Here is an 11,247-nt window from a genome sequence, read left to right on the forward strand (position 1 = left end):
TTCTAAACTCAATTAAGTTGATTAACTTGCGATCCCTTCCAGCAGGCGGTTACGCCATCGCAACTGACTTTTTGCTTTGGTGACTATTGCTCTAACCAGTTAAGCAGCCCAAGTGAAGTAGCGCCTCCGACAAAGTGAGCGCCAATCAGATTGACATTGGCCAAAACCACAAAAATATCTAGAGACCGAATGACATTTTCAGGTCTATAGACTCCTATTGTTTGAGGCAGAGCTAGCGTTTTCGCTAATACAGCAATAACAGTCACTTCAGATGCTAGAAAAGCTAAAAATAGCCCTATAAAACTAACAATTAGCCCAATTTGTAATACTTGAATTACATCCTGTTTACTTGGATGTAATTCTCGATTAGGCAACTGTAAAAGTTTGTTTAAACGCCTGTAGCGGTTCATCCAGTAGAGTCGGAAACACAGCACTAAAATTCCAATAATGCCCAAAAATACTCCAAAACCCATAACCGAATTTGTCGTTGTTTGGGCAGCGACGTTACGGCTAAATATAGCCAGTAACAAAGCCAAGATAGAAACAGTGCCTAATGCTAACTGTACCCAAAAGCTAATTGGTCTTACTACACCGAAAGTGGCTGCAAATTTTCGTTTGGTTGGTACAGGTAAGTATGAATTTAGGTCATTTGTCATCTTTGTTCTCCTAAAACTTACGCCAATTGATCGTTGCAATCGAAACCTCTACGCGCTGCCTACGTAGATACTTATCGAAGAAGGCTTTTACCCGGATTTCTCACCGATGCTCAAGGTCTGTGCTTGTGCAGGGAGCAGGGGGCAGGGGGCAGGGGGCAGAGGGCAGGGAGCAGGGGGCAGGGGGCAGGGGGCAGGGGGCAGGGGGCAGGGAGCAGAGGAGAGTTATTGTACAAGTTCTTTCCCCTCTGCCCCTCTGCCCCTTCCCTCAAGCTTGTGAGAAATGCGGATTTTACTCTATTGTCTGCGGTAGTGCCAAAGTCACTATACCCAGCACCTTGAGCATAGTTAGCGGATAACGCCCACTAACTATTCTCCCACACCTTTTTTCGTTCACCCTTGTAAATGCATTGGCTTGCATTAGGAATACATCAACTTGCATTATGAATGCATCTATTTGCATTAAGAATGCATCGGCTTGTATTGTGAATGCATCTTGCGGAATATATTTAAAAGCACACCTTAGCTAGAGTCTCTGCATTAGCTAGCAGTGATAATATACGGCTCATTCCTGTTGGTGCTTGTAGGAGACAATTATGGAAATCAGTAGACGCAGCTTGTTAAAAACTGCTTCTGCTTCGGGATTAGTGGCAGCAGGACTTGCAGTTTCGGAAGGATTTTTGCAACCACTCCTCGCCCAAACAGAACTCAACCAGATAATATCCCTGCATTCAATCGAGAAATCTTGAATCCATTTACACAATTTGCACCAGCGGCATCTGCTTCACATTAATCGGCTTTGTTTGTAGTTTACTCAACTGTGCGATCGCGCTTAGTTTTTCATTCAACGTTTCAAAATATAACTTTATCCAAGGAGAACACTAATTATGTCCAATTTCAAAATATTTTCTACTGGTATGGTAGCGATCGCTTTATCTCTGGCGACTGGTTGCACACCGACTACTCCGCACGACCAGACTACATCTGAAGTTCCAGCTGCTGTACCTGTACAAGGAACTGAGAGTCCATCCCCAACTGTATCACCAACTACCTCACCAACTCCATCAGGGCAAAATAACCTTAGTTCGGCAGACAGAAAGTTCATAACTGAAGCCGCTCAAGGTGGTTTAGCAGAAGTCCAACTAGGACAACTAGCATCACAACGTGGAACTAGCGATGCGGTAAAACAGTATGGACAGCGTATGGTTCAAGATCATACCCTGGCAAATAATCAACTCAAACAGTTAGCGACTCAAAAAGGTATCACGCTGCCAACTACTATTGGCACCAAAAATCAGCAAGTAAAGCAACGTTTATCCAAACTTTCTGGTGCTAGGTTCGATCGCCAATATTTGAATCAGATGCTTCAAGATCATGAAAAAGATGTCTCTCTATTTCAAACTGAAGCTGAACAAGGACAAGATGCAGACGTGAAAACATTTGCCGGTCAAACTCTACCAATTCTCCAAGACCACTTGCAAGAAGTTCGTTCCCTTATTAATCCTGGAAGTTCAACTAGCACCCCAACTCCAACTAACACCTCAACTCCAACTAGCACCCCAACTCCAACCACTACCCCGTAAGGCAATAGAGTTCAGTTAAGCATTTCTTCTTTCTCTTTATATCGGCTGCGCGTACTCTTGCAAAGAAGCAAGCTACGCGTAGCGTTTTGTAGAGCAGGAGTGGCGTAAAGCGTATGTGGGACAAACGTTTGAGCTTAAATTGACCAATGAGCAATGATGTGCAACGACGAGAGATGTGGTTCAAATACATGAAAACTGCTGTCAGCCCAAAATTTAATTATTAAGAAGAATTTTAAGGAACCACGATGTCTAAATTGTTTAAAGGAAAAATTTCTCGTCGTCAGATTCTGACTACAACTGGATTAGGAGCCGTTTCAGCCGCCGCAATTGGTAGTATGGGCGAAGAGGTTACTGCCCAACAGCCAACAGCACAAGCCACTCCCCGCGGAGGCGAGTTGCCGCCTCAGATTAAGTTTGCGCCCATCTCAGAAAAAACTGAGGTTGATACAGGTGGCCCACCAACTGCATTACCTCCAGAGCGACGTTTGGGATTTGCGATCGTTGGACTTGGCAGACTGACATTAGAAGAAATCATGCCTGCGTTTGCAGAATGTAAACTAGCAAAGCCAACTGCATTAGTTAGTGGTGATGCTGCCAAAGCAAATCTTGTTGCCCAGCAGTATGGCATTAAACCGCAGAACGTTTACAACTATCAGAATTACGACAATCTCCGCAACAATCCAGACGTTGATGTGATTTATATTGTACTGCCTAACAGTATGCACCGGGAATATACGGTGCGGGGTGCAAAAGCTGGAAAGCATATTTTGTGTGAAAAGCCAATGGCAACCACAGTCGAAGATGCTCAACAGATGATCGACGCGTGCAAACAAGCGAATCGCAAGTTAATGATTGCTTATCGCTGCCAATATGAGCCGCACCATCGCGCCATGATTGGGATGATCCGTAGCAAAGAATTGGGAACTGTGAAGGTGATTCAGGCAGATAACGGACAAAACCAGGGAGGTGACTTAAATCAGTGGCGATTGAAACGCGCCTTAGCTGGAGGTGGCTCCTTACCGGATGTAGGAATTTATTGCTTGAATGCAACTCGCTATTTAACAGGAGAGGAACCGATCGCAATTAGCGCCCAAATCTTCAGCACTCCTGGCGATCCGCGCTTCAAAGAAGTTGAAGAAAGTGTCACCTTCCAGTTGCGGTTTCCCAGTGGCATACTAGGGATTTGCTCCACTAGCTACGGCTTTCACGAAGGGCGTCGGTTTCGCGTTTTCGGCTCTGATGCTTGGGGACAACTCGATCCGGCGTTCTCCTACAACGGTTTGCGAATGATGATTTCGCGCAAATCGCCAACCAACAGCATGGCAGAAAATATTAGCGAAGTGCGCATAGGCGAGAAGAATCAGTTTGCCTTAGAAATCGATCACATGGCAGATTGTGTGATTCAGAATAAACAACCCCATACGCCTGGTGAAGAAGGTTTGCAAGACCAAAAACTAATGGCGTTGATTTACGAAGCGGCACAAACAGGTAAAACGATTACCTTACCTCGTGTGTCAGGATTAGATACCACTCGTGGCCCCGCTCCTCGAATGCTGAAGTAATATGTGCATACCCCCGCATTTCTCACAAGCTTGAGTGCAGAGGTGCTTCAGAGGCAGAGGGGAAAGAACTTGTACAAGAACTCTCCTCTGCTCCCCTGCTCCCCTGCTCCCCTGCTCAAGAGCACAAGGTTTTGAGAGATGTGGTGATAAATCCGAGATACCGCAGTCATGACAACCTCTGCTTGGAGTCCGCTCCGTAAATCTTTGTTTCGCGATCGCTGGATTGCCTCGATTGTCTCCAACATTGGCGGTTGGATGGAGGACACGGCGGGAGCTTGGTTAATGACTTCTCTTACCACCTCTCCTCTGTTGGTGGCACTGATGCAAACAGCCGCAACTTTGCCAGTGCTGCTGTTAGGATTACCAGCCGGAGCAACGGCAGATATTTTCGATCGCCGTCGGTTACTGCTGTTTTGGCAAGTCTGGATGCTGGTTGCGGCACTGATCTTGAGTGGATTGATTTTTGCAGGTAAGATTACACCGTGGTCACTGCTGGCGCTGACGTTTTTGCTCAACGTGGGAGCGGCAATGAATGGCCCAGCTTGGCAAGCTATTGTACCAGAATTAGTACCGCGATCGGAACTGATGGCTGCCATTGCTTTAAATAGTGCTGGGTTTAACATTGCGCGAGCAGTTGGGCCTGCGATCGCAGGTTTTATATTGGTGGCGGCAAATGCGGGAGTCGTCTTTTTGATTGATGCCCTCTCCTTTATCGGGGTGATTTACATCCTCTATCGTTGGCAGCGCCAACCGCTTTATGAAAGCGCCCTGCCCGCAGAGCGAGTATTGGGTTCTGTGCGAGCTGGTATTCGCTATGTCCGTTTTTCTCCCGCCCTGCAAGCCGTGTTAATTCGTGCGGCTGTTTTGACTAGTTGCACGAGTGCGTTGTTAGCCTTGCTGCCTTTGGTAGCACAACAAGATTTGCGACAAGGAGCAGGTGGGTATGGTTTACTACTCGGTTGCTTTGGATTAGGGGCGATTTTCGGTGCAATTTTGCTGCCACGATTGCGTCAACGTCTCACAGCCGATGGAGTTGTGATTGCCGGAACTCTGGTGTTTGCAGTTGCCACATTAATTCTGGCATTCATTCACAACGTACCTTTGGTGTTGCTGGCTTTGCTGGCGGCGGGAATTGCCTGGACAAGTATGACATCCAGTTTGAATATTACAGTGCAGCTTGCGGTTCCCGCTTGGGTGCAGGCGCGGGCACTAGGAACTTATCAGATGGTATTTCAAGGAGGTTCAGCAATTGGTAGTATTGTTTGGGGTGCAGCGGCAGAGCATTGGGGTATGCAGACTGCCTTATTCATTGCTGCGATCGGCTTAGTCGGGGGAACGTTCACAGCGCGGCGTTATCGCTTGCTATCAGGAAAACTGGATTTAGGCCCAGCATTACGGCGAGCAGAACCGCTGGTAGTAATTGAATTGCAACCAGAAGAAGGGCCAGTTTTAGTCACACTTGAATATTGTATTGACCCAGTTCAAGCAGAAGAATTCATTGCGGCAATTAATGCCCTGCGCGTGGTGCGGCTACGAGATGGTGCGATTCGCTGGGGCATCTTTCATGATACATCTGTGCCGCATCGCTACTTAGAGACGTTTATCGTCGAGTCTTGGGTAGATCATTTACGTCAATATGAGCGGTTTACAGTGGCAGATCGAGAAATTCGCGAAAGGGTTTTTGCCTTTCATCAAGGCGATAAACCCCCAGTTATTTCTCACATGATTTATGCTCGCTAATCCCAAGAAGCACGAGCTTAAAAAAGACTGAAAACAGGATATTCTTAAACAAACGTGAGTTCGACAGACCTCTTTCTCCCAGCCTCTTTTTCTTAAAAGGCGCTACGGTGTATACACAAATCTGAAATAGAGTACACGTAAGGAGAGTTTTTGCTCCCCTCTCCTTGTAGGAGAGGGGCTGGGGGAGAGGTCAAAATAGCACTCGTCGAACTCACGTTAAACAAGTTGAATGTCCAGATTGGCTTGAAAACCAATAGGCTTATTTTCAACAATGGCGAATCTAGAATATAAGTTAAGGGTGAATTTTACAAGCTACAAAAAACCTACGCGCAACCCCTATAAATTTACATCCGCTCATACCTTTGGAGTTGTCATCTCAAATAGTTTCCCAATCTTTGTATACTCAACTGGCCCACCTAAGCGCGTAATCGGCCGCATCCTTACAGTATCAACTAACCCCAAATCTTGGCGGTATAGGTCTTCACGCACATGAAATCGTAACACTCGACCCAATACCATCACATTATTGGTTCCTTCCACTGTCACTATTTGTGTGACTTTACACTCCATTGCCACTGGTGAGCTTTCAATCCGCAATGGTCGGACATCTGTAGCAGGAATAGCTTTTAAGTTTGCTTTTTCAAACTCGTTAACTCCATAGGGAAATTCTGTTCCGGTTTGAGCCATTGCCTGAGACAGTGTTTCATCCACCACATGACACACAAATTCATCAACTTCATGAATATTGCGTAACGTGTCCTTTTCTTTTGGCTCATGTCTACGATATGCAATTGAAAACATAATAGTTGGTGGAAAACCTGCTACTGCATTGAAAAAGGAATACGGGGCAAGATTGGAAATTCCAGAGGCACTAATTGTAGACACCCAGGCAATTGGGCGAGGAGCAACGATGCTTGTCAATAGATGATAAGGAGCAGGGTCTTTCATTTCCTGCGGCACAAATGATAACATAAAATTCTCTATTTCTATATTTTTCAAATCAACCCCTTGCACCTGTGACATAAGCTGCTGTCAAGGGATGTTGGGGGTACTCAAAAATTTGCTCTACTGAACCTGACTCAATCAATTGCCCAACACCTGACTGCACCCAGAACAAAGCAACTCGATCCGCGATACGTTTGGCTTGCGCTAGGTTATGCGTCACAATTAGCAAGGTATAACGCTGACGCAAACTAGTAATTAAATCTTCAACTATTCCACTGGCAATTGGGTCGAGGGCGCTACAAGGTTCATCCAATAACAGGATTTCTGGTTGCAAAGCCAAGGCTCTAGCTATGCACAACCTCTGCTGCTGTCCGCCAGAAAGTGCTAAGGCAGAGGTTTGCAGTCGGTCTTTGACTTCATCCCAAAGTCCAACATCTTTCAGGCTTGTCTCAACGATCGCATCGATTTGTTCTTTAGGGATACCATGTTCTCGCAGGGGTAATTCCAGATTCTTCCAAATTGATAAAGGAAAAGGATTAGGCTTTTGGAAAATCATCCCAACTTGCCGCCGCAGCGCGTTCGCATTCGTTTTGGCATTTAGCACGTCTAAACTACCTATGCGAATCCGCCCTTGGACTCGACAATGAGGAATCATGTCTGTCAACCGATTTAAGCAACTCAAAAAGCTAGTTTTTCCACAACCAGAAGGCCCCACCAATGCCAAAATTTCCCCCAGATTCACACTCAAATTAACATTAGCAAATGCAGTTTTTTGCCCGTATTGCAGAGTTAAGTTCTCCGTTTCAATCAACGGTTCAACAATTCCAATAGCGATATTTGCCGATTTCATCCAGAAAAAATTCTCCTGTGCAACCAATTATCTGCAATCCATGCTGCTGTACCATTAATCAGCAGCAGTGATACTAGCAAGACTAATGCTGAGGCGTAAGCATTGGCATCTCCCCCAGAGACGTTCATTGATAAATCAAAAATATGAATCGAGAGGGCACGCCCGGAATCTAGCAGTGATTCTGGCATTCTATCTACGTAACCACTAGTAAAAATTAAAGCTGCCGTCTCTGCGATCGCTCGACCAATACCCAGCACCAATCCCACAACCAAACCAGGGACAGCAGCAGGTAACAATAGTTGAAATAACGTTGTCGTGCGAGAAAAACCAAGGGCTGCGGCTCCTAATCTATACTCATTGGGAACAGCGCGAAATCCTTCTTCTGTAGAGCGAATCAAGATTGGTAACACCATACATCCCAAGGTCAATCCTCCCGACAAAATAGAAAATCCCAGCCCCAAAACTTGACAAAAGAAGATGTTGCCAAACAACCCAAAAACGATTGAGGGGACTCCTGCCAGTACATCTAAACTACGCCGCACCAACCCACCAAACCAACTATCCACAGGGGTGAATTCTGCCAGTAAAACGGCTGTACCAACACCAATAGGGATAGAAACCGCCATACACACTGCCATAATTAGAAAAGTGGAAACAAGAATGCTGGCAATTCCCCCTTCTCTGCCAGCATTTTCCGGCTCAGTCGTCAGAAATTCCCACGTCAAGTGTCCTATCCCATGCCAAAGGATATCACTGAGTATCCAAAGGAAGATACCAGTAACTAGGGCAGCAGTTGTCCAAACAATCATTGTTGGCAACCAATCTTTAGGACTTACAACAGGTTCACCCATATATTTTTCCTTGACTGATGATTTCCGCAACCGCAACTAACAGCACAATCATTCCCATCAAGACTAAACCGCTAACAAACAACGCCGACCGGTGATCTCCTGTGGCATAAGCCATTTCCAGAGCAATATTAGCCGTCAACGTGCGGATGGGGTCAAATATACTTTTTGGCATTTGTACCACATTGCCACACACCATCAAAATAGCCATTGTTTCGCCAATTGCTCGACCTGTTTCTAAAATTAAGCCTGTGAATAATCCAGATTTGGCAGCAGGAAGCACCACTCTAGAGATAGTTGCCCAACGGGATAATCCTAAAGCTGCTGCTCCTTGAAGGTAAGAAATTGGGACTTTCGCTAAACTAGCATCGGCTACAAGCGCTATTGTTGGCAAAATCATCACCGTGAGAATGGCAATACCCGCGAGTAGACTTGGCCCCGGTGGATGTATCTTACCAATCATCGGAACCAGCACCACTAATCCCCAAAAACCGTAGACTACAGAAGGAATTCCTGCTAATAGTTCAATTAAGCGACGGTATAACCGAGCCATTGCAGGTGGGGCGTAAAATTGACAAAAAACCGCAGATAGAATTCCGATTGGTGTGGCGATCGCTACTGAGCCAACCGTTGCTAAAAATGTACCCAGTAACATCGGGAAGAGATTATATAATCCGGCGGTTGGGTTCCAAGAAGAGTCTGTAAAAAAACGTGTTATTCCTATATGATTGAGGACTGGTAAAGACTCCAGAATCAGAAAGACGATAATTAAAAGTGCGATCGCCCCTGCTACTACCCCTAAAAAACGCAGTATCCAAATTAACCAAAAGTCATTTGGAGACGACGACAAAGTTTTGCTTTTGAACAATGTCACTTACCTGTTGTGATTGCGCGAAATCAAGAAATGCTTTTGTCAATCCTTGAGGTTGGGTTTTAGTTACTAAGTTAAGTGGACGAGAAATCGGAAAAGTCCCATTCTGAACGTTGGCTGTTGTTGCAGCTATCCCATTTACAGGTAGCAGCTTTATAGCTACTCCATTGGCTGCACTATTTTCTGCTGACCCGATCGATACATAACCAATTGCATTCGGGTTTCCTGCTACTGTTTTAATTCCCTGCTGATTGTCACCAATTACTACTTGGGCTTTGATGTCTGTATTTTTCAGCTTGAAATAGTGAGTAAATAATTCTAAAGTAGAACGTCCTTCGGCTTTGTTAACAACTGTAATTGCTCCATCTTTACCTCCCACTTGTTTCCAGTTCGTCACCTTACCTGTGTAAATATCTACAACTTGCTTGTCGTTGAGCGATTTTACTGGATTGTCTTTATGGAGAATTACCGTTACTCCATCACGGGCGATAGAAAATGCTTTTAAATCGTTTTCTTCTGGCTTCAAGGCACGAGAAACCATGCCAACATTAGCGACGCCTTGACGAGCATCAGAAACCCCACGGGAAGACCCCCCTGATTGCACATCAACTCGCACACCTGGATGCTGAGATTCAAAACGCTTGCCAATTTCAGCTGCTAACGGTGCAATTGTACTGGAGCCTGTAAGTACTAGTTTTCCCTGAAGCTTATTTGTATTATTTGCGTCTCGATTCGCTGATGAACAGCCTTGTAACCAAACGCAGGAAGCCAACCCAATCGCCAGAGGTAAAATTTGAGAATTTTTCATTATTGCTTTTCAACCCGAAATTGGGTTTTTAGTTAAAACAGAGGACACAACAGCCAAGGTTCAAAGCTTTGCCTGTAGTTACTTCCACTTCTGGAGCCAGGTGGTAGAGAATTGTTTTCCCATCACGCAAGGGCACAACCAACTGGGAGCGACGCAGAACTTGTAAATGATGCGAGAGCAGGCTTTGTTCCAAGCCCAAAATTGCGTTCATCTCCCCCACGTGTTTGGGACTGTCGATCAGAAGTTCTAATACTGCTAGACGAGTTTCATCTGCCAGCACCTTCAGCTTTTCTACGCAGTTAACCTGCTTCTTGCTGCTGTTTTTCATTGCTCTAAAGGAATAGGTTTTTCTTGTTTCCGAAGTTACTTGGCAGCGAATACTCTCGTGTTCAGCGAAAATTAACAACTGCTGCGATCGCAAATAAATAGCAATTCATATGAAATTCGATTCATATTTTAAGGTAGAAAGTGTCACGCTCTACAATTAAAATTAAATTTTTTAACCAAAGCTTGATGTTTACCCCATCTCGTGAGGTTTACTGAGTTTTTATTGGTATAAACTAGAATCACTCGTAAGGGTTTCACTTTTTCTTGATGACACGCTACGCGAACGGGCATCCTACGGCAGGCGTTGGCAAAGCCATCGCTTTTGTGTTTAATAAAAGCAAGTTTGCTAAGTTCCTATATTGAATTTGGACAGTCGTTTATTGAATTCGGGCAGTCGTTTATTGAATTCGGGCAGTCGTTTATTGAATTCGGGCAGTCGTTTATTGAATTCGGGCAGTCGTTTATTGAATTCGGGCAGCCGTTTATTGAATTCGGGCAGTCGTTTATTGAATTCGGGCAGCCGTTGATTGAATTCGGGCAGCCGTTGATTGAATTCGGGCAGTCGTTTATTGAATTCGGGCAGCCGTTGATTGAATTCGGGCAGCCGTTGATTGAATTCGGGCAGTCGTTTATTGAATTCGGGCAGTCGTTTATTGACCTCTCTCCTAAAACGAGAGAGGCTTTGAATCTTACTCCCCTTCTCTATAAGGGAAGAGGCTGGGGGTTAGGTCTAACAGCCTAACTTCAAAAAGCTAGTAAAGTATCAGGTTTAAATAATCGTGAAGTTGGGAAAAATTTTGTCAGTATTATTGACGAAGTATTTAAGATTTACACCTTATTCAAGGATGCGATTTAAATGACTAAATCGAAAACAACCCGTAAATCTATTCGCGATCGCATCCTAAGTACAGCATCATGTTTGTTTTATCGAGAGGAAATTCGCAATGTCGGTATTGACAAAATCGTTGCTGAATCTGGCGTTGCTAAAATGTCGTTTTACAATCATTTAAAGTCATTGCCAAAACTGTAAGTTAGGGAAAATCAGTATTCCGTGCTAACT

13 protein-coding genes are annotated in these 11,247 nt (G+C 44.9%); 6 read left to right on the forward strand and 7 right to left on the reverse strand.

Going from position 1 to position 11,247, the window contains the following annotated elements; all coding sequences use genetic code 11:
• Positions 1-83: 83 nt before the first annotated feature.
• Positions 84-656: a DUF3611 family protein gene (locus NSTC731_RS24895; protein WP_445627262.1), complete on the reverse strand. Its 573-nt coding sequence runs from the start codon at positions 654-656 to the stop codon at positions 84-86.
• 593 nt (positions 657-1,249) lie between these two features.
• Here NSTC731_RS24895 and NSTC731_RS24900 point away from each other — a divergent pair.
• The 4 genes from NSTC731_RS24900 (at position 1,250) to NSTC731_RS24915 (ending at position 5,538) form a co-directional block, all read left to right on the forward strand.
• Positions 1,250-1,402 carry a twin-arginine translocation signal domain-containing protein gene (locus tag NSTC731_RS24900; protein ID WP_445627263.1) on the forward strand — a complete coding sequence of 51 codons (153 nt, stop codon included), beginning with the start codon at positions 1,250-1,252 and terminating at the stop codon, positions 1,400-1,402.
• A gap of 138 nt (positions 1,403-1,540) precedes the next feature.
• Positions 1,541-2,236 carry a DUF4142 domain-containing protein gene (locus NSTC731_RS24905; protein ID WP_445627264.1) on the forward strand — a complete coding sequence of 232 codons (696 nt, stop codon included), beginning with the start codon at positions 1,541-1,543 and terminating at the stop codon, positions 2,234-2,236.
• Positions 2,237-2,481: 245 nt separating this feature from the next.
• Positions 2,482-3,798, forward strand: a complete 1,317-nt coding sequence (locus NSTC731_RS24910) for a Gfo/Idh/MocA family protein (protein ID WP_445627265.1) — start codon at positions 2,482-2,484, stop codon at positions 3,796-3,798.
• Positions 3,799-3,966: 168 nt separating this feature from the next.
• Complete coding sequence (locus NSTC731_RS24915; RefSeq protein WP_445627266.1) at positions 3,967-5,538, forward strand: MFS transporter; 1,572 nt, start codon at positions 3,967-3,969, stop codon at positions 5,536-5,538.
• A 354-nt stretch (positions 5,539-5,892) separates the two neighbouring features.
• Here NSTC731_RS24915 and NSTC731_RS24920 read toward each other — a convergent pair whose 3' ends face one another.
• From NSTC731_RS24920 to NSTC731_RS24945, 6 genes are read right to left on the reverse strand one after another with little or no spacing between them, the layout of a single operon-like run.
• Entirely contained in the window at positions 5,893-6,510 is a 618-nt protein-coding gene (locus tag NSTC731_RS24920; RefSeq protein ID WP_445627267.1) for a flavin reductase family protein, read from the reverse strand.
• 28 nt (positions 6,511-6,538) lie between these two features.
• Positions 6,539-7,333, reverse strand: coding sequence for a phosphate ABC transporter ATP-binding protein (locus NSTC731_RS24925; RefSeq protein ID WP_445627268.1), 795 nt, complete (start codon positions 7,331-7,333; stop codon positions 6,539-6,541).
• Positions 7,330-8,184 carry a phosphate ABC transporter permease PstA gene (gene pstA / locus NSTC731_RS24930; RefSeq protein ID WP_445627269.1) on the reverse strand — a complete coding sequence of 285 codons (855 nt, stop codon included), beginning with the start codon at positions 8,182-8,184 and terminating at the stop codon, positions 7,330-7,332. Before pstA ends, NSTC731_RS24925 begins: the two co-directional genes overlap by 4 nt.
• Positions 8,177-9,055 (reverse strand): phosphate ABC transporter permease subunit PstC, encoded by an 879-nt coding sequence (gene pstC, locus NSTC731_RS24935; protein ID WP_445627270.1) that lies wholly within the window; start codon positions 9,053-9,055, stop codon positions 8,177-8,179. Before pstC ends, pstA begins: the two co-directional genes overlap by 8 nt.
• A complete protein-coding gene (locus NSTC731_RS24940) occupies positions 9,012-9,860 on the reverse strand; it encodes a phosphate ABC transporter substrate-binding protein (RefSeq protein ID WP_445627271.1) in 849 nt (282 codons plus the stop codon). The genes pstC and NSTC731_RS24940 overlap by 44 nt, the downstream gene beginning before the upstream one ends.
• Positions 9,861-9,888: 28 nt before the next feature.
• Positions 9,889-10,188 carry an ArsR/SmtB family transcription factor gene (locus tag NSTC731_RS24945; RefSeq protein ID WP_445627272.1) on the reverse strand — a complete coding sequence of 100 codons (300 nt, stop codon included), beginning with the start codon at positions 10,186-10,188 and terminating at the stop codon, positions 9,889-9,891.
• Positions 10,189-10,530: 342 nt separating this feature from the next.
• On the opposite strand from NSTC731_RS24945, the gene NSTC731_RS24950 reads away from it, so the two are divergent.
• Positions 10,531-10,929 (forward strand): hypothetical protein, encoded by a 399-nt coding sequence (locus tag NSTC731_RS24950; RefSeq protein WP_445627273.1) that lies wholly within the window; start codon positions 10,531-10,533, stop codon positions 10,927-10,929.
• 114 nt (positions 10,930-11,043) lie between these two features.
• Positions 11,044-11,217: a TetR/AcrR family transcriptional regulator gene (locus tag NSTC731_RS24955; RefSeq protein WP_445627274.1), complete on the forward strand. Its 174-nt coding sequence runs from the start codon at positions 11,044-11,046 to the stop codon at positions 11,215-11,217.
• Positions 11,218-11,247: the final 30 nt, after the last annotated feature.

Source organism: Nostoc sp. DSM 114167 (assembly GCF_052692655.1).

Excerpts from the sequence above, each read along its gene's own strand:
- NSTC731_RS24920 (WP_445627267.1), bottom strand. The coding sequence starts at position 6,510 with ATGTTATCATTTGTGCCGCAGGAAATGAAAGACCCTGCTCCTTATCAT.
- NSTC731_RS24945 (WP_445627272.1), bottom strand. The coding sequence starts at position 10,188 with ATGAAAAACAGCAGCAAGAAGCAGGTTAACTGCGTAGAAAAGCTGAAG.
- NSTC731_RS24955 (WP_445627274.1), top strand. The coding sequence starts at position 11,044 with ATGACTAAATCGAAAACAACCCGTAAATCTATTCGCGATCGCATCCTA.
- NSTC731_RS24915 (WP_445627266.1), top strand. The coding sequence starts at position 3,967 with ATGACAACCTCTGCTTGGAGTCCGCTCCGTAAATCTTTGTTTCGCGAT.
- pstA (WP_445627269.1), bottom strand. The coding sequence starts at position 8,184 with ATGGGTGAACCTGTTGTAAGTCCTAAAGATTGGTTGCCAACAATGATT.
- NSTC731_RS24900 (WP_445627263.1), top strand. The coding sequence starts at position 1,250 with ATGGAAATCAGTAGACGCAGCTTGTTAAAAACTGCTTCTGCTTCGGGA.
- NSTC731_RS24910 (WP_445627265.1), top strand. The coding sequence starts at position 2,482 with ATGTCTAAATTGTTTAAAGGAAAAATTTCTCGTCGTCAGATTCTGACT.
- NSTC731_RS24905 (WP_445627264.1), top strand. The coding sequence starts at position 1,541 with ATGTCCAATTTCAAAATATTTTCTACTGGTATGGTAGCGATCGCTTTA.
- NSTC731_RS24895 (WP_445627262.1), bottom strand. The coding sequence starts at position 656 with ATGACAAATGACCTAAATTCATACTTACCTGTACCAACCAAACGAAAA.
- NSTC731_RS24925 (WP_445627268.1), bottom strand. The coding sequence starts at position 7,333 with ATGAAATCGGCAAATATCGCTATTGGAATTGTTGAACCGTTGATTGAA.
- NSTC731_RS24940 (WP_445627271.1), bottom strand. The coding sequence starts at position 9,860 with ATGAAAAATTCTCAAATTTTACCTCTGGCGATTGGGTTGGCTTCCTGC.